General features: G+C 59.1%; 11 protein-coding genes. 5 read left to right on the top strand and 6 right to left on the bottom strand.

All coding sequences use genetic code 11. From position 1 onward, the window contains the following. The first annotated feature begins 13 nt into the window (after positions 1-13). The 4 genes from JJT62_RS09755 (at position 14) to JJT62_RS09740 (ending at position 7570) form a co-directional block, all read left to right on the top strand. Entirely contained in the window at positions 14-1465 is a 1452-nt protein-coding gene (locus JJT62_RS09755; RefSeq protein ID WP_202072533.1) for a DUF1501 domain-containing protein, read from the top strand. 623 nt (positions 1466-2088) lie between these two features. Continuing rightward, positions 2089-4605 carry a TonB-dependent receptor gene (locus JJT62_RS09750; RefSeq protein WP_246744813.1) on the top strand — a complete coding sequence of 839 codons (2517 nt, stop codon included), beginning with the start codon at positions 2089-2091 and terminating at the stop codon, positions 4603-4605. Between the two features lie 75 nt (positions 4606-4680). Continuing rightward, complete coding sequence (locus tag JJT62_RS09745) at positions 4681-4905, top strand: hypothetical protein (protein ID WP_210340621.1); 225 nt, start codon at positions 4681-4683, stop codon at positions 4903-4905. Between the two features lie 151 nt (positions 4906-5056). Beyond that, on the top strand, positions 5057-7570 hold the full coding sequence (locus tag JJT62_RS09740) for a TonB-dependent receptor (protein WP_202072531.1): 2514 nt from the start codon (positions 5057-5059) through the stop codon (positions 7568-7570). A 55-nt stretch (positions 7571-7625) separates the two neighbouring features. Here JJT62_RS09740 and JJT62_RS09735 read toward each other — a convergent pair whose 3' ends face one another. Both JJT62_RS09735 and JJT62_RS09730 read right to left on the bottom strand, forming a co-directional pair. Then, complete coding sequence (locus JJT62_RS09735; RefSeq protein WP_202072530.1) at positions 7626-7817, bottom strand: hypothetical protein; 192 nt, start codon at positions 7815-7817, stop codon at positions 7626-7628. Next, positions 7814-7996, bottom strand: a complete 183-nt coding sequence (locus tag JJT62_RS09730; protein WP_202072529.1) for a hypothetical protein — start codon at positions 7994-7996, stop codon at positions 7814-7816. Before JJT62_RS09730 ends, JJT62_RS09735 begins: the two co-directional genes overlap by 4 nt. A gap of 164 nt (positions 7997-8160) precedes the next feature. Here JJT62_RS09730 and JJT62_RS09725 point away from each other — a divergent pair, with 164 nt between their 5' ends. Next, positions 8161-8772: a transglycosylase domain-containing protein gene (locus JJT62_RS09725; protein WP_246744812.1), complete on the top strand. Its 612-nt coding sequence runs from the start codon at positions 8161-8163 to the stop codon at positions 8770-8772. Between the two features lie 381 nt (positions 8773-9153). Here JJT62_RS09725 and JJT62_RS09720 read toward each other — a convergent pair whose 3' ends face one another. The 4 genes from JJT62_RS09720 to JJT62_RS09705 all read right to left on the bottom strand — a co-directional run bounded on the left by JJT62_RS09720 (position 9154) and on the right by JJT62_RS09705 (position 18291). Continuing rightward, entirely contained in the window at positions 9154-10629 is a 1476-nt protein-coding gene (locus JJT62_RS09720; protein ID WP_202072528.1) for an MBL fold metallo-hydrolase, read from the bottom strand. 113 nt (positions 10630-10742) lie between these two features. After that, positions 10743-13925 (bottom strand): efflux RND transporter permease subunit, encoded by a 3183-nt coding sequence (locus tag JJT62_RS09715; RefSeq protein WP_202072527.1) that lies wholly within the window; start codon positions 13923-13925, stop codon positions 10743-10745. Beyond that, entirely contained in the window at positions 13916-17044 is a 3129-nt protein-coding gene (locus JJT62_RS09710; RefSeq protein WP_370568518.1) for a multidrug efflux RND transporter permease subunit, read from the bottom strand. The genes JJT62_RS09715 and JJT62_RS09710 overlap by 10 nt, the downstream gene beginning before the upstream one ends. Continuing rightward, positions 17041-18291, bottom strand: a complete 1251-nt coding sequence (locus JJT62_RS09705; protein ID WP_246744811.1) for an MdtA/MuxA family multidrug efflux RND transporter periplasmic adaptor subunit — start codon at positions 18289-18291, stop codon at positions 17041-17043. Before JJT62_RS09705 ends, JJT62_RS09710 begins: the two co-directional genes overlap by 4 nt. Positions 18292-18372: the final 81 nt, after the last annotated feature.

The following is an 18372-nucleotide window of genomic DNA, read 5'->3' as shown; positions in this document are numbered from 1 at the left end:
GAAGGAACATGACATGAGCAATAAATCGAGGCGCGACTGGCTGTTTTCCGCCGGCTATGGCGTTAGCGGACTGGCGCTGAATGGCCTCATGCCGGGCGGCGGAGTTTTATCCGTTCCGCTCGCGCAGGCGGCGCCGAGCTATATCGATCCGCTCGCGAAAAGGGAGCCGCATTTTGCCGCAAAAGTGAAATCGGTCATTTGGCTACATATGGACGGGGCGCCGAGCACGCTCGATCTTTACGACTACAAGCCAGAGCTCGTACGTCTCGCGGGTCAGGAGGTTCCAGAGTCGTTCCGCAAAGGCCTTCAGGTCACTACCTCGGGCGGCGCCGGCAAGCTCTTCGCCTCGAACCGGACATGGAAGCAGTATGGCCAGAGCGGCGCCTGGTTCTCCGACCTTCTTCCGAATCTCGGAGAGCATGCGGACAAGATCACCTTTATCAAATCGAGCGTGACCGTGGGCGCGACTCACGACATTTCGATCCTGAAACTCAACACGGGCGACGTAACGCCCGGTCGCCCCTCGCTCGGCGCATGGATCACCTATGCGCTCGGCTCGGCCAATCCGGACTTGCCGCCTTATGTCGTTCTCTACGGCGGCAAGCGTGAACCGCGCGGCGGCTCCGTCAATTGGAATTCAGGGTTCCTCCCGGCCGTTTTTCAGGGAACCGCCTTTCGCCCCGGGGCGTCGCCAATTCTCAATCTCGACCGGCCGGAGCTGATCGCCGCCGCCCAGCAGCGCGATAATCTCGATCTGCTCGCCAAACTCAATGGGCACAAGTCCGAGGACTTCTCGGCCGACACCGAGCTTCAGGCGCGCACACGCTCCTATGAGCTCGCCTATCGCATGGAGTCGTCGGCCCCTGAAGCAGTCGATCTTGCGAAGGAAACGGCCGCGACCAAGTCCCTCTATGGCCTCGACAACGAGGCGACCAAGGACTACGGCACCGTGCTGCTGCGCGCCCGCCGCCTCGTCGAGCGCGGCGTTCGCTTCGTTCAGGTGGTCTCCGGCCCGGTTGACTCGATCAACGAAGACAACAAGAACTGGGACGCGCATCGCAAGCTTGAAGAGAACCATGGCGCGAATGCGCGCGCGGTGGATAAGCCGATCGCGGGTTTGCTGGCGGATCTCGCAGCACGCGGGCTGCTCGACGAAACGCTCGTGGTGTGGACGTCGGAATTCGGGCGCACCTCATACGGCCAAAGCGGCGACGGACGCGACCATAACCCTTGGGGCTATACACAATGGCTTGCCGGCGGGGGCCTGAAGCACGGCTTCACCTATGGTCAGACAGATGAGATTGGCCTGAAGACAGTCGAAAATCCTGTCGACACCTACGATCTGCACGCCACGGTGCTGCAACTTCTCGGGCTCGATCATCTGAAGACGATCTACAAACGCGCTGGCCGCGCCGAACGTCCGACGGTGGTCTACGGGAAAGTCGTGAATGACGTCCTCGCGTAGGCGCCGCGGGGCGTCGCCCGGCCCTGAGCTGCCGATTTTGAAAGGAGGTCGCGCACGGCCGTAATTTTGTTTCTACTCCCACCTACAGACTTCGCGCCCCGGCCCTGGCCCGGGGCGTGCTTTTAATGCCGGAGAAATTCGCAGATCCCCTCGGCGCGAGTGTCGAACGGGCGTCCGACCATCTTAGCCAACCCTTGCTCCTTGTCGCCGCGGATCACCGCCCGCGACAACGGCCTTCGCTTTGATCGGCCCTCCTCCAACGCCGGGCCGTTGCCCTCAAGCTTCTCCAGCCAGAATTGCAAATATCATACCTTTTGAGTGTGATTAATACCCCTATGACAGCCTTTCCTCGCCTCCGAACCAATGCGCCGTGACGTCGACGCATCCCGCCGATACAGACGTCAAGCGAACCCTGCCACGCGCCGCTCATGACGCGCCTATCATTCTGTATTTACGCTAATTTTCAAATCACTCTTTGAAAGCGATCGCCCTATGTCAACTATCCCGTCGAGGTCGGAGTAACGCGTAAATCGCCGCCGCAGACAATAAACATGCGCCGCCTTGACTCTATTATTTCTACCTATTTAGTATAATTAAGTCAGCTTTTAGGGTGGAGGGAATGAATGCGTGCCGCCAACCGGCAATTTGGGTCTGCGCTCATGAGCAGCGTTTCGATTTTCGCGGCGGCCACCGCGCTTTTCTCGGCGCCGTCCGCCCAGGCTGAGGACACTGCGTCCGCACAAGGGCCGATAGAGGTCGATAACATCGTCGTGAGCGGCAAAGGAAACGGCGGCATCGATCGCCCCGTTCAACAAGCCCAGGAAAAACCGAGGTCGATTGTCGTCGTCGACGAAAAGACCATGGAAGATCAAAACATCAATCGGCTCGACGAATTGCAGCAGTTGATCCCTAATTATCGCGCCAACAACAGCGGCGCGAGCCAGGCCTCCCGCCAGACCATTCGCTGGGTCGGCGTCGGCGCGGCCGGCACCGGCGTCGGCACGGAGTCCCCCACAGGTTACGTGGTCGACAACGTGTTCTGGAAATACTGGGGCTTCCAGTGGATGGACCAATTCGATGTGAGATCCTTCGAGGTCGCCTATGGCCCGCAAGGAACGGCGGGAGGGAAGAATACCGCGGTTGGCAGTCTCATCATCAACAACCGACTGCCGTCCTTCGCGCGGCAGGCGAGTTTCGAGACCCATTTCGCCAATCACAGCCGCGTCATCGAGAAAGCGTACGTCACGGGTCCGATCATCGATGAGAAGCTCGCCTATCGCGTCAGCGTTTTCCTGGATAAGGGCAGCGGCTGGATTCACGACCAAGTGACCGGCGCCGGTTACAAGAACACTGACCGCTGGGGCGTGCGTGGGCAGTTGCTCTACGTCGGCGACGAGGTCACCGACCGCCTCATCGTCAATTTCAGCAAGTCAACCGAATACAACGGCTACACGCTCGGGCCATACTCGGACTCCTTCTTGACCTACGCCAACGGCACGCGTCCAGCGGCGACCTTTGCGCAGAATGTGGCGACCAAGCTCGGCAAGCCGATATTATCCTGGGACCCATACAAGCCGTCCATCGCAAACGAGGGCGTCGATCCGGTAAGAACCGTCACCGTCTCGAACGAACTCAACATCGGCGTTGGGGAAAATCTTTTTACATCCATCTCGGCCTATGGCTTCACGCGAAATGAGCAGCGTTATTTCGAAGACACGCAATTGCTCCAGCTATGGCGGGGAGGCATGGACACCTACGTGGGTCAGGCGTCGCAGGAATTCCGTTTCAGCTCACCCAAAGAAGATCGCGACCTCGAGTGGACGACCGGCGTCTATCTCTTTTACGACGACGCAGCGAACCAAATGCATCATACCGTTTTCGGGGTCGACGCTGCGAAATGGCTAGGCACTCGTTACGGTGCAGGAGCCCTTCCCGGCGTAGCGGTATGGGATTACACCCATGCGCGCGACTTTCAGGCTGCCGCCTACGGTCAGGCGACATATCACCTCGATGAGAAGTTGTCGGCTACGCTCGGTTTGCGCGAGAGCTACGAAATTCGCCAAGGTTCGGTTAGCCAGCTCAACCGCTATTATCCGACCGTTTCGGTTTTTGCGCAGGATCAGGCGGTCATCGCCGCCGGGAGCCGCGGCCTCTCGGATACGGGCGGCAAGGAAAAGCCTCACAATTTTCTTACTGCGATATTCAATCCACAGTACAAGTACAACGATAACGTCCAAATATACGCATTGGTTGGCCGCGCGGAAAAAGCCGGAGCTGTGAACACCAGCGCGAATCCACGCTATGTGAAAAATGCGTCGGGAGTCTACAAATTCGACTCATTCCCGACGGTCATCACCAAGCCGGAATACTCATGGGATTATGAGCTCGGATTCAAGTCGAACTGGTTCGACAACCATCTCTTGTTCAATGTGAACCTCTACTGGAACGATTTTTTCAATTTCCAGACGAACGTCATCGACGGCGTTTCGGTCGACAGCAATGGCGCGCCTCTCGGTCTGACGACGCTCGGGAACGCCGCTCATGCGCGCATCCGCGGCATTGAATTCGACGGGCGATGGAGCCCAATCGACAGATTGTGGATCACTTTCAATGGCGCCTTCTCGGACGCGCGTTGGGTGAGCTGGCCGGACGCCGGCCCGCCGCCGGACTGGAGTTGGCCCAGCGGGCCCGTGCCCGCGCCTCGGCAATTGTCGCTATCCAATACGCGCTGGCAGGGCGTTCCGCTGTGGACTTTCAATATTGGCGCAAACTACGAGCATCCGGTCGGGCGCGTGTTTTCCAATCTCGGCGATTTCTCGAGCCTGGGAGGTTTGGGCGCCTGGACTGGGCAGCCGATCAAAGCTTTTGGCTACGTCAACGTAAGCTGGCAGGACAAGACACAGCTAACCAACCCTTGGTCCGTTGCTCAGTATTGGCAGGGAAGTTTCGCTTATGTGAACGCCGGCGTCGGCATACGCACAGAAGACGATCGCTACAGTCTCAGCTTTTGGGCCAAGAATATCGGAAACGAGAGACCCTTTAACTCCTGGGATCAAGGAACCTCCGGAACGCCGGCGCGCGTCGGCCTTGCGCGCTGGGACGCCACCTGGGGCGGCGCACTCCGCGTAAAGCTCTTTTGAACGACACGCGCAGGATCGACGCTATCGTCGTCAAAGCCGGTTCCAACAACCAAGCATGAAGAAAGAGAGAACGTGATGAAGGCGTCGTTTCTAATCGCCGTGCTGTGCTGCGCGCCCGCGCTCGAAGCCTGTAATTCTACAAGGACGACGAAATTGAGCGAAAGCTGTGATGCGACTTGCCATGCCGGCCACACGCCCGAACAACACGCGGCGTTTTTGAAGCGGGTCAAGCAATTGGAAACGGATGAATCCGCCGATCCGTCAGGCCTGGGCGGTGGCGGCGGCGGACATCATCACTAAACGCCGAGGCGCCCACGCGCCCAGGCGACTGCTGTTTAATTCGACCATTAGGTAGCCTTATGAGCGTCGGCGCGGCCACGTCCGGCGCTCACAAACATGGTTGGCCTGATATTTTAAGCTAGGCCGACCGCTGCGGAATCGGAGAATTCGAATGGGGATTAGAAAATCTGCATTTCGAAAAAGGTTGTCGGCGAGCGTTCGGTTTGGGCCTGTTGCGTTGGCTGCAAGCGCGGCGGTCGGTGTGGTTTCATGGATCAACTTTGGCGTCGCATGGGGCCAGGACGCCGGGCAGTCGCAAAACGTCGAAGACGTCGTCGTAAGCGGGAGCGGTACTAACGAGGCGGGACTGACTCGGCAGCAAGAGAGCGTTCTTATTAAAACGCTAAGATCGGCAGCCATCGTGACGAGAACGCAGACGATAGAACAACATCTCGAACGCCTCTCGGACTTTTCGCAGCTCGTTCCGAACTACCGCCCCAATATTGCAAATCCTCAAACGACGACTCCTGCGATTAGAGGCGTTGGCGTCGGCGTCGGAACTGCGGCTGGCACGGAATCGGAAACTGGCTTTGTCGTCGACAATGTATTTTACAAGCATGTGGGCTTCCAATGGGCCGATTATGTCGAACTCGAATCTTTCGAGCTTGCACTGGGACCCCAAGGTACAACCGGCGGAAAAAACACAACCGTTGGCAACGTGTTAATTCGTACTCAGTTGCCTTCATTCAAACGCAAAGCGACATTTGAAACCTCTTTCGCCAACTACAGGCATTTCCTTAACAAGGTGAACGTCACGGGGCCGATTATCGATGACAAGCTCGCCTATCGCGTGACTGGCTATTTCGATAAAGGCGACGGTTGGATCATCGATCAGAACACTGGCACGAAAGTTTTAAACAACAACCGTTGGGGGGTGCGCGGGCAACTACTCTATGTTGGCGATGACATCACAAATCGAGCGATTTTCTTCAAATTGCACTCGGACGAATTCAACAGCTTTCTGAACGGCCCCTTCGGGGATTCATTTCTGCTCTACGCCAACGGCACCTTGGCTCCACCCTATTCTCAAACACTATACAAGCGCTTGGGTCGGACGCTCCTGGCAACAGATCCGTACCATCCCTTTTACACGCGCGGCGGCACACACCATACGCGAACCATGGGCGCCTCAAACGAACTGAATTGGCTGCTCGGCGAAAACACCTTTACGTCGATTTCGGCTTGGGGAGAGTTCTTGACTCATCCGCATGGCCCAATGACCGGCTTCCAGCTTCTAGAAATAAATAATAGCCCCGTCAACACTTTGGTAGATCAATATTCACAAGAATTCAGGTTGTCCTCGCCAAAGGATCAGCCACTCGAGTGGCTGATCGGCTCCTACCTGTTTTACGAGAAATTCTGGTCATACAGACATAATGATTTCGGAGCCGATGCCGCACGTTGGTATAATACGCCGACCACTGATCCGGGCCTCCTCAACGGCGTCAGCCTTCACACCGATGGCAAGGCTAGGACGTTTCAAGCCGCCGTCTTCGGTCAAGGAACATATCATCTCGATGATCAGTGGGCGTTCGCCCTCGGATTACGTGACAGCCGCGAGACCAAGGAAGGCTCCGATTTCGGTTGGATCGAGGAGTGGAACACCGGCTTCACTTTCACGCAAGTGGAGCGTGCCGTTCGTGGCGCCCTAGGGTCAAGCGTTTTTGACACAGGTGGGCGGAGCACCACGCGCAACATGGTCACTGGAATTTTCAATCCGACGTACAAATATAATGAAAATGTTCTCTTATATGGTTTGGTCGGTCGTGGCGAAAAGGCTGGAAGCGCTAATGTCGGCGCCATACCGCTCTGGGCCGGCACAAAATTTAACGGCTTTCAGCCGCTCATCACCAAGGCTGAAGACAATTGGGATTACGAAATCGGGATCAAGACGAACTGGTTGGAAGAGAGGCTTATCGCAAACGTCAATTTGTATTGGACGGACATCTACAACTTTCAGGCGACAATGATCAATGCGAGCTTCACGGACAGCGCCGGCCAGCCTTTAAGCCTCGCTTACATGGGGAATGTGCCGCATGTCAGGTTGCGCGGCATTGAATTCACGGGGCGCTGGACTCCGTGGGAGCGCCTTTGGTTTACTTTCAACGGCGCTTATACGGAGGCGCGCTATATCGACTACGAGAACGCTGCGCCACCGCCGGATTGGAACTGGCCGACGCCAAATCAAGCGCCCGCGGGATTCATCAAGGCGCCGGGCTCCTTGTCTCGGTCGAATACAAGATGGGAGAATTTGCCCAAATGGGCGTTCAATTTCGGTGCGAATTACTCGCATCCAGTGGGCGAGATTTTCAAAGCCTTCGACCCAAATTGGGAGCGTCCTGTGTCAGCCTTCGGCTATGTCAACGCAGCTTGGCAGGACAAGACGCAGCTCACCAACACGAATTCCATCATTCAATACTGGCAACCTGCTTATACGATCGTCAACACTGGTCTGGGTGTGAGAACGGACGACGAGCGGTATAGCCTTTGGTTTTGGGCCAAGAACGTATTCGACAAGCGATATATTACGTCTTGGTCTCCCGGATCGGCGAGCGCGCAGGCCATGATCGGAGTACAGAGCGCTCCACGCTATTTTGGGGGCACGTTCCGCGTCACCTTTGATTGAAAAGCAGATGACCGTCGGCCCGGGTCGGCAAGAATGCCGACCCGAAGCCCGTATACTAATATTTCGCGACCACCGGAGCCGGCTCCGCCTCGACGCGATGCGTCCAGCCTGCCGTAATTTCGAAGGTGGAGAGATAGAGATTAATCGTCCGGAGCGGGTTGGGTCCGAGGGGCGTGCGCTCGATTCCAGAAACTGTCCCCTGCGGCGAAACCACCGCCGCAAGACCGATAGACGACGACGGCGTCACATATAGCTGAGGCCGCCGCTGATGTGATGCTTGGTGACGGCCGGCGCAAGGATATTCAGCGTGACGTCTCGCGAGTTGATCGGATTGTTGTTGTAGCTGTAGCCGAGCGAAGCGCGAGCCTGTCGAAGCCGCAACGCGGCGCCGCGGGCGCGCTTGGCTGAAGATCTCCGTTTTGGCATGACAAGCATCGCCTTCGCCAATCCCGCCGACGATGCATTCTGCAACTCCTGTGTACAGCGCAGGTTGTCGACCGCGTCAATATATCGGCGGGATCCTGCCACGCTGCGGGACCAATTAAAAAGCACACTGACTTTGTATGAATATGGAGGATGCGATGCAGCGCATGAGCAAATTTCTTGTTTTGGCATTGGCTACTACGGTTCTGGCGATTCTCGCCTACGAAACCTACGAGGTTGCCGCCGCTCGCAACGTCACGAAAGAGAAGTTCGCGAAATATGAGGCGGAGACCGCAAATGGGACGAAGGGGCCATCGGTTCTGTCGCAAGAGAGACAGGACATTCTGGTCAAGGTGCAGGATCCGCGTTTCTGGTCGCATAGCGGCGTCGACTGGAGCTACCCGCTTTCGACAACCGTGACGCAGTCGGTCGTCAAGAAGCTCTATTTCGAGGATTTTCATCCGGGCTTCGGGAAAATCAAACAGACTTTGATCGCCTATTTCGCGGTTGCGCCTCTCTCATCCAAAAACGCGCAGTTGGCGGCGTTCCTGGACGTAAATGGTTTCGAGGCCTTGTCGGCGAAGTGGTTCGGTAAGCCGCTCCAGTCACTGAGCGACGAGGAATTTCTCTCGCTGATCGCCACCAACAACACCCCGAAGATTGCGCCGGGCTCAAAAGAGAATGGTGAAAGAGTCGCGCGGATCAAAAAGTACCTCGCCGGGAAATGCGAGAGACGTGGGCTTTCGGATGTCTGGCTCGACCAATGCGCGGCCAGTTGAGCGGCCGCTCCCCGACACTCTTCGGAGCCTTATCCTTTCATCATCCCGACATGCCCCCTGCCCCTTTCTTCTCGGTCTTGTCGGTTTAGTCTTAAGGGCCTGTTCCGGTAGAAAGCCCTCTGCCTTTTCAATTGATATTAGGCCGCTTGATTTGATGGGCTCTGGGTTCCCGGTCGGGCTTTCAGCCCGCCGGGAATGCATTCCCTAATTACGAGATCTTCAGACGAATTTTGTGTGACGCAAATTCCCTGGAGGCAATTCCGCCGCGCGCCCGCACTCGAAACACTCAAGCCGCGCTTCGCAAAAAAAAAAGCCGCCCAGGGGGCGGCCTCAAGTTGAGGGAGAGGAATGAAAGCAAGGGGGAAGTTCGCGCGTCGTGGCCTATTGCGCGAGCGGAGGTTGCCCGATCGCAGCGCGCAGGTCCGCCAGAGCCCCGACGCGCGGACCGTGGAGGCCGGCGATCTGCGCGACATCCAGTTTCAACTTCTGGATATTCTCATAGAGATTCACCGAGTAAGGATTGGGGCTCTTCGGGGGCGGCGCATCCTTTGCCTGCGGCGTGAAAGCGTCGGCCTCGATGAGAATTTTCTCCGCCGGCAAATAGACGAGCGCCAGTTCGTCGCTGTGCCCATTGCCGGCGATGCGATGCACTTCGATCTGCCGCGCGCCGTCCGAAAGAACGTATTTATCCGCATAGGTCTCGAACTTCGCAGCCTTCTTTGATTGCGCGAGGCGGTCCGGGCGAAGCGTATGCGGGGCCGACCACGCCTGCTCGTAATAAGGCTTGTCGAGTTCGTGAGTCACGAGCGTCGCGCCAGCATCCACGAAAGTGCGCAACCCACCAGAGTGGTCGAAGTGAACATGGCTGTTCAAGACATATTTGATCGGCTTGTTGGGCGCGATCTCGGCAATCTTGGCGATGAGCGCGAGTGAGCGCTCTTCGTTGAGCGGCGCTTCGACGAGCACCACGTGGTCCTTCTGCTCGATCGCGACGCTGTGATGCGTGCCGCCCGTGAGCCAATAGACGCCCTCGGCCAGCTTGTTCGCGGTCACAGTCGGCGCCGGCGCCTTGGAGCTTGCGATATTTTCCGGGACGGGGATGTCGACTGCCTGGTTGAGCTTCGCCGAGGCGACCTTCACATGCAGAACGGGAAAGCCGCCCTGGCTACGGGTCAGTTCGGCCGGGAATTGAATGCCGCCGAAATCTTTGTAACCGGAGAACTTTGTCTCGACGAGCGTATCGCCGAGCACCGGGCTATCGATCCAGCTCCGCACCCATTCGAGCTGGTTGGCGGCGTTGATATAGCCCTCATATTTATGGCCGGCGCTCGTGAAGGAGATTTGCACGCCGGCGCCCGAAGCGCTCGACTTTGCGCCATTGGCGAGAGCCGCCTTCAGAAAGCCCTGTGGCGTCGTCCAGATTTCCGCCGCCCTCTCCTCGACCAAGGCGGGTTGCGGGGTCGCGACCGGCGCGGCGTCAGGGGACGCGTTGGCGGGCGGGGCGACATTCCATGCCTTGTCGCCGCTCACGAACCAGGAGAGCTTCTGCTCGGTCGGCGTTGGGCGCTGGCGGCCGGGCTCGACCGTTTGGATGCGGGTGAGTAATACGCGTTGGGCGGGCGCGTTGAAATTCACGCTCGCAGAATAGTTGCTGACCTCGAATTGTGGCCATGGGCCGCCGGGCACAGGCGCCTGGCCGAATTGATACCAGTGGCCGGCGCCAGAGAATTCGAGGGATTTCGCGTCGACGGCGCCGAGCGCCGCAGCCGCTTCTTGAAGAGAGGCGGCGTCAGCAGCGATAGGGAGGAAAACGAAGGCGGCGGTGAAACCGCAGAGGGCAATCGATGGGATCCGCATTTGGGCGATATTCCTTATCCATAGTGGATAAGTAGATAAATGCTATGATTGGTCCGTCAGTCAAGTCATTTCTTCGCTTAAGTGCGATTACATCCCTACTCAGTTGCTAGCATTCAATCCCGAAAGAGCGTCTTCAGCTCGGAGGGCCGCGAGAGCCCGATACGCCAGCTTTTTATCAGCCGTTCGGCTTTGTCGACGTAGAGGAACACGACGGGCGTCGTGTAGAGCGTCAGTAGCTGGCTGACGACCAGCCCGCCGATAATTGCGACGCCAAGGGGTTGCCGCATTTCGGCGCCCTCGCCGGACGCGATTGCAAGCGGCGCCGCGCCCATGATCGAAACGAGCGTCGTCATCAGGATCGGGCGAAAGCGCATCCCGCACGCCTCGACGATTGCGTCGAGCGCTGGGGCGGCCCGCGTGCGCTCGGCGTCGATGGCGAAATCGACAAGGATGATGGCGTTCTTCATCACCACGCCGATGAGCAGCAAGACCCCGATCATCGCAACGATGCTGAAATCCGTCCCGCACAAAAGCAGCGCGGCGAGCGCGCCGAGTCCCGCGGAAGGCAGAGTCGATAGAATGGTAAGCGGGTGAAAGAAACTCTCGTAAAGGATTCCAAGAACGATATAGACGGCTGCGAGAGCCGCGGCGACCATGAAGGGCTGGTTCGCAAGCGTCTCCTGATAGCTCGCGGCGGTTCCGGCGAAAGCGCCTTGGATCGTGGCGGGAGCGCCGATTTTCGCGATTGTCTCCGAGATGGCCGTGGCCGCATCGCTCAGAGCTTTCCCCTCTGCGAGATTGAAGGAGACGGTGACCGCCGCGAAATGTCCCTGATGATTGACCTGCATCGGAGTCGGGCCGGCGTTCAGCGAGCTGAAGGACGCGAAGGGAATCATGCGTTCCGATGCGTTTGCGGGGAGCGACAGAGCGCGAAGACCGTTGATCGGCGTTCGGCTTGTCGTGATGACGGGAGGCTGGCCACCGCGCGCGCCAATATAGAGCTCAGCCAGCGCGTTAGGCGACTCCCTGAATTTCGGCGCCAGCTCGAGCACCACATGGTACTGATTCAACGGTTCGAAGATCGTCGACACCTGACGCTGGCCGAAGGCGTCATAAAGCGTGTTGTCTATCTGGCTGGAGGAGACATTCAAGCGCGCGGCCGTTTCGCGATCGACGACGACATCCGAGCGCAGACCTTTCTCCATCTGATCGGAACTCACGTCGGCCAGCGTTGGATGGCGCTTTAGCGCCTCGGTAATACGCGGCCCCCAGAGCCGCAGCTCTTCGAGGGAATCGGCCAGGAGCGTGTATTGAAAAAGGGCATTGCTCGATCGGCCGCCAATGCGAATATCCTGCGTGGATTGCAGGAAAAGCTGAACGCCGGGGACTTGAGCGAATTTCGGCCGCAGTCGCGCCAGGATTTTTTCGGCTGAAATCCCACGCTCTTTGAGCGGCTTCAATGTCACGAGCAAGTCAGCGAAATTCGCGGAGCTGGTGATCCAACCCGTCGCAGACTCAATTCCAGGATCGTCTTGCAGGACTGCGATCACTTGCTCGAGTTTTTTCTTCGTGACGGTAAAAGAGGCGCTCTGGTCGGCAATCATCGCGCCGCGCATGCGCCCCGTATCCTGCACCGGAAAGAAGCCCTTCGGTATGATCGTGAAGAGGTGCTGATTCACTCCGACGAGCGCCAGGAGCGCGAAAAGGACGAGACGGCGATGATCGAGAACATAGCCTAGGCTCGCCAAATAGAGGCGATGAAGGACGACGAGACCAGCTTCGGTCGCCTCGAAAAGGCGCGCTCTTGCGGCGTGCGTCACATCCTCGAGAAGATGCGCGCAAAGCATCGGCGCGGCCGTGAGAGACAAGAGCAGCGAGACGAGAACAGCGATCGAAAGCGTTGCGGCGAATTCCCGCATCATGCGGCCCACGATCCCGCCCATGAACATGATCGGGAGAAAAACCGCGATCAGCGAAAGCGTCATCGAGAGAACTGTAAAGGCGACCTGCCGCGCGCCGAGGAGCGCGGCGCGCCTCGGTGGCATGCCGCTTTCCATCAGCCGCGTGACATTCTCCACGACGACGATAGCGTCATCGACGATGAATCCCGTCGCGATCGTCAGCGCCATCAATGAAAGATTGTTGAGACTATAGTCGAGTAGATACATGCCGACGAGCGCGCCGAGCAAGGAGACGACGACACAGACGCCGGGGACGACGGTCGCGCGCGGATCGCGCAGAAAGATGAAGACGACGGCGATGACGAGCATGACGCTCAACGCCAGCGTCGTCTCGATTTCACGCAGCGAGGTTCTGATCGTCAAAGTTCTGTCTTGCACGATGCGCATCTCGGCTTCGGCAGGAAGCGCTGCGGAAAGCGGCCCCATGAGCGCCTTGATGCGATCGACGAGCTCGATGAAATTGGCGCCGGGCTGGCGGTAAATTTGAACCTGAACGCCAGGGCGTCCATTGCTGACGCCGAAATTTCGATCATCTTCCACAGAGTCGATCACCTCTGCGACATCGTGGAGCTTGACCGCCGCGCCGTTCCGATAGCCGACAATGACGCCGTCATAGTCCCGCGCCTTGCGGGACTGATCGTTGGCGTAGATCTGGTAGCGCTGGTCGCCGGAGTCGAACGCGCCCTTGGGGCCATTGTAATTCGTCGCGCCGAGCGCTGTGCGCACGCTTTCGAGCGACAGTCCATATTGGAAAAGCGTGCGCGGATTGACTTCGACGCGGACGGCCGGAAGGGCGCCGCCGCCGACGGTGACCTGCCCGACGCCTTCCACTTGCGAAAACTTCTGCTGCAGGATGTTTGACGCGACCTCGAAAAGCGCCCCTTGCGACAGCCGATCAGAGGTGAGCGCGATGATGACCACCGGGACCTCGGCGGGATTGGCGCTCCTGAACGTCGGATTGCTGCGCAGATTGGCGGGCATGTCCGCGCGCGCGGCGGCTATCGCCGCCTGAATGTCTCTTTGCGCGCCATCGACATTACGATCGAGGTCGAACTGAAGATTAATGCGGGTCGAGCCGAGATAGCTCGCCGACGTCATTTCCGTGACGCCAGCAATCTGACCGAGCCGTCGCTCGAGCGGCGTCGCGACGGAGGAAGCCATAATCTCGGGGCTTGCGCCCGGCATATTGGCCGCGATGCTGATGACCGGATAGTCGATTTGTGGAACCGGCGCCGCCGGCAGCACAAAGAAAGACACAAGACCCGCGAGGCAGAGGCCCAGCATTAGAAGGCTGGTTGCGACCGGGCGGTCGATCGCGCGTTCGATCAGGCGCATTTTTCCTCCGCCGCCGAGGAGGCTGTCGCGTCGCGCCCCCGCCCGATCGGCAACCGTTTCGCCAGCTTGTCGAACGCAAGGTAAATGACCGGCGTCGTAAAGAGCGTCAGAATCTGGCTCAGGATCAGGCCGCCGGCGATGCCGACGCCAAGCGGAAGCCGAAGCTCCGAACCTTCGCCCCCGCCGACGATCATCGGGACTGCGCCGAGCAAGGCCGCAAGCGTCGTCATCAGGATCGGACGAAACCGCAGGAGACACGCCTGATAGATCGCCTCACGTGGAGAGAGACCCTCGTCGCGTTCCGCCTGCAAGGCGAAATCGATCATCATGATGGCGTTTTTCTTCACGATGCCGATCAGAAGGATGATGGCGATCACGCCGATAATCCCGAAGTCGTTCCCCGTGATCATGAGCGCGAAAAGGGCGCCTATGCCGGCGGAGGGCAATGTGGAGAGGATGGTGATCGGATGGATGTAGCTTTCGTACAGGATGCCGAGCACGATGTAGACGGTGACGATCGCGGCGAGAATGAGCAGCAGCGTGCTTGTCGTCGACGAGGCGAACGCCTGCGTCGCGCCCTGGAAAACCGTGATGACGCTCTGCGGCGCGCCAAGGTCGCTCTGCGCCTGTTTCAAAGCGGCAATGGCGTCGCTGAGCGCGAAACCGGGCGCGAGATTGAAAGAAATTGTCACCGCCGGGAATTGCGAGAGATGGTCGAATGAGAGCGGCGCTTTCGTTTCGCGGATTGTGACGAGCGAAGCGAGCGGAACTTCAGAGCCGCCCGCGCCAGGCACTCGGAGAGACCCGAGCGCATCGAGGCTCGGAACGCTGCGGTCGTCGGCTACGAGTATGACGCGATATTGGCTCGTCTGCGTGAAAATCGTGGACACGATCCGTTGACCGAAAGCGTCATAAAGCGTGTTATCGATTGTAGAGACCGTGACGCCATAGCGCGCGGCGGCGTCGCGATCGATCTCCACGTAAAGGGCCCGCCCCGAGGTTTGGGCGCTACTGGAAACATCCTCGAAAGGCGGCAGGCTGGCGAGCCGCTCGACGAGTTGCGGCGCATAATGCGCAAGCTCATCCGGATTGGCGTCCTGCAAAGCGAAATGATAGGCGCCGCGGCCTCCGCCTGAATCGATGGTGAGATCCTGCACGGGCTCCAAGAAGAGCGAAATGCCGCCGACGTCTTTTGCCGCCGCTTGCAACCGGCGAACAACTTCCGTCGCCGTCGCCTTACGCTCCGCTCTGTCTTTCAATTTGATCAGGACGCGGCCGCTGTTGAGCGTCTTGTTCTCGCCATCGACGCCGAGCGTGGAGGTAACTGACTCGACCGCGTCGTTGTCCAGCAGGCGCTTCACGAGCGCGAGTTGCCGCTTTGACATCGTCGAGTAAGAGGCGCTCTGTTCTCCGATTGTCGCGCCCTGGATCAGCCCCGTATCTTGAACGGGGAAGAAGCCTTTTGGAATGACCCCGTACAAGACGCCGGTCAGGCAAAGCGCGCCGAGAAAGACGGCGAGAGTCGTTCTGGCGTGATCGAGAGCCAGCGTCAGCAGGCGACCATAGGAGTCGATGATTGCGTCGAACCAGGTCGCCCCCTTGGCGTGGCTGTCGACATGGCTATGCATGTCGCCCTGCGCGAGCAGCTTGCTGCAAAGCATGGGCGCCAATGTAAGAGACACGACGGCTGACAAAATAATCGTCGCAGCAAGGGTGACGGCGAACTCCCGGAACAGCCGGCCAACGATTTCTCCCATGAAAAGCAAGGGAATCAACACGGCGATGAGCGAAATCGTCAGCGAGACGATCGTGAAGCCGATCTCTCGCGCGCCTTCCAGGGCGGCGTCGATGGGCGTGCGGCCCTTTTCCAAATAGCGTGCAATATTTTCGACCATGACAATGGCGTCGTCGACGACGAAGCCCGTCGCAATGGTCAACGCCATCAGCGTCAGATTGTTGAGGCTGTAGCCCAAGAGATACATGACGGCGAAGCCGCCGACGAGCGAGAGTGGCACGGCGACGCTGGGCACGAGCGTCGCGCGCAGATTGCCGAGAAAAAGATAAATCACGCCGACGACGAGGAGCACGGCGAAGAAAAGCTCGAATTGCACATCTTCGATCGATGCGCGAATGGTCGTCGTGCGGTCGGATAAAATCGCCACTTCGATGGAACCCGGCAGCGACGCCTGCAAGGTCGGCAACATGGCCTTGATCCGATCGACGACGGCGATGACATTGGCGCCGGGTTGCCGTTGGATATTGACGATGATCGCGGGAGTTAGATTGCTCCACGCTCCCAGCTCGCTGTTCTCCGCGCCGTTGAGTACCTTGGCGACATCGCGCAGACGCACCGGCCCGCCGTTTCGATTCGCCACGATAAGCTGGTCGTAATCCTTAGGGCTTTTAAGCTGATCGTTGGAGTCGATCGCGAATTCTTGCGATCGGCTGTCGATGTTGCCCTTGGGCAAATTGACATTGGCGCTCGAGATCGCCGTCCGCAGGTCTTCAAGCGACATCCCATAGGAGGCAAGCGCCGCCACATTGGCGCGCACAACCACCGCCGGGCGGTTGCCGCCGCTGACGCTGACAAGGCCGACGCCCGAGAGCTGGGAAATTTTCTGCGCTATTCGCGTGTCGGCGAATTGCTGAACCTCGGTGAGCGGAAGCGTTTTGGAAACCAGGGCGAGTGTCAGAACTGGGGCGTCGGCGGGATTTATTTTTGCGTAAACAGGCGGCGCGGGAAGGTCGGTGGGAAGGAAGCTCGCCGCGGCGTTGATCGCCGCCTGCACCTCCTGTTCGGCGACGTCGAGCGTCAGCTTCAGGCTGAACTGCAGCGTTATGACCGACGCCCCGCCGGAGCTCGTCGAAGCGATCTGCGCAAGGCCGGGCATCTGGCCGAGTTGGCGTTCGAGCGGCGCGGTGATGGCGGACGCCATCACCTCCGGACTGGCGCCGGGGTAGAAGGTTCGGACTTCGATCGTTGGGAAGTCGATTTGCGGCAATGCCGAAATTGGCAGGAGGCGATAGGCGATAGCCCCCGCGAGGAGTATCGCCGCCATCAGCAGCGAGGTCGCCACCGGCCGAAGGATGAAAGGGCGGGAAAGGTCGATCGCGCTCACGACGCGTCGTTCTTCGCCACTGGCCCGCGCCCAGACCCAACTGGCGCCCGTTCCGCGCCCGGAAGGCTAATTGCCGCGCCTTCCCGAAGTCGGTCAGCGCCCTCGACGACAACTTTCTCGCCCGGGTTCAAGCCTTCCAGCACGACGACCTGCTCTCCACCAGAGGGCCCGAGCTTCACGGCGCGCGTCTGGACGGTGGCGTCGTCCTTGATTGCGTAGACGAAGGGGCCCTTTGCGCCCTGCTGCACCGCTGCAGAAGGCGCGAGGGCCACATCATGCAAGGTCTCGACAAGGAGATCGGCGTTGACGAACTGGTTGGGAAACAATCGTTCGTCTTCATTGGGGAATTCGGCCCGGAGCTTCACCGTTCCCGAGGAGGCGTCAATCTGATTATCGACTGCAATAAGGTGGCCGCGCGCGAGTTCCGTCACGCGCTCGTGGTCGTAGGCGACGACGGTCAGCTTTTCGCCAGCGCGCGCCTTTTTCAATACTGCGGGAAGCCGGCTTTCCGGAAGCGTGAAGACGACCGTGATGGGCGAGAGCCGCGTGACGACAGCGACGCCGCTGGCGTCGCCCGGCTGGACATAATTGCCCTGATCGACTTGGCGCAACCCCACGCGGCCATCGATAGGGGACACGATCTTGCAGTAGGCAAGATTGAGTCTCGCCTGATCTACGAGCGCGCGGTCGATTGCGACCGTTCCCTTGTACTGGTTGATAAGGGCGCGCTGCGTATCAACCTGTTGCCCAGAAATGACGTCCTTCATCTTGCGGATGAGCGCCTCGTAGCGGGCAAGGTCGCGCTCGGCGTTCTGAAGCAGCGCCTGGTCCTTTTGCAACTGGCCTTCCGCCTGGGCCAGGGCGAGTTGGTACGGCCTGGGATCGACGCTCGCGAGCTCGTCGCCCGCCTTCACATATTGCGATTCTTTAAAATTGACCTCGACAAGATGGCCGGAAATGCGCGTCTTCACGATGGCTGTCGCCGATGGCGTCACCGTGCCGAGGCCACTCAGAACCACCGGGAAGCTACCCTGCGATATCTCCGCTGCGGCGACCCGTGTCGCTTGGCCTCGCCCCGGTCCTTTCCCGGCAGCAGAGGGCGCTGCTCCGTTCCGAAAAACAGCGGAGTAGCCATAGATAAACCCGACCCCCAGAAAAATGGCGAGCGCGGCGCCAGCGAGATATCGGCGCAAGGGCGGGCGAAGCAAGTCCTGGCGCGGCCGAGGCGCGGTGATGTCCGAACTCATGACTCTTAAAGACCTCGTCTGCCGCATTGGCCGGGATTGAAATTCAATCTACAAAGAGGGTAGATAAATAGCAATGGAGTA

Source organism: Methylocystis sp. Sn-Cys, from assembly GCF_016745395.1.
Lineage (GTDB): Bacteria > Pseudomonadota > Alphaproteobacteria > Rhizobiales > Beijerinckiaceae > Methylocystis > Methylocystis iwaonis.
The sequence above is the reverse complement of the archived record's forward strand: the minus strand, read 5'-3'. Positions and strand labels throughout refer to the sequence as shown.

Excerpts from the sequence above, each read along its gene's own strand:
- JJT62_RS09730 (WP_202072529.1), bottom strand. The coding sequence starts at position 7,996 with ATGCCAAAACGGAGATCTTCAGCCAAGCGCGCCCGCGGCGCCGCGTTG.
- JJT62_RS09755 (WP_202072533.1), top strand. The coding sequence starts at position 14 with ATGAGCAATAAATCGAGGCGCGACTGGCTGTTTTCCGCCGGCTATGGC.
- JJT62_RS09705 (WP_246744811.1), bottom strand. The coding sequence starts at position 18,291 with ATGAGTTCGGACATCACCGCGCCTCGGCCGCGCCAGGACTTGCTTCGC.
- JJT62_RS09725 (WP_246744812.1), top strand. The coding sequence starts at position 8,161 with ATGAGCAAATTTCTTGTTTTGGCATTGGCTACTACGGTTCTGGCGATT.
- JJT62_RS09745 (WP_210340621.1), top strand. The coding sequence starts at position 4,681 with ATGAAGGCGTCGTTTCTAATCGCCGTGCTGTGCTGCGCGCCCGCGCTC.
- JJT62_RS09740 (WP_202072531.1), top strand. The coding sequence starts at position 5,057 with ATGGGGATTAGAAAATCTGCATTTCGAAAAAGGTTGTCGGCGAGCGTT.
- JJT62_RS09750 (WP_246744813.1), top strand. The coding sequence starts at position 2,089 with ATGCGTGCCGCCAACCGGCAATTTGGGTCTGCGCTCATGAGCAGCGTT.
- JJT62_RS09720 (WP_202072528.1), bottom strand. The coding sequence starts at position 10,629 with ATGCGGATCCCATCGATTGCCCTCTGCGGTTTCACCGCCGCCTTCGTT.
- JJT62_RS09715 (WP_202072527.1), bottom strand. The coding sequence starts at position 13,925 with ATGCGCCTGATCGAACGCGCGATCGACCGCCCGGTCGCAACCAGCCTT.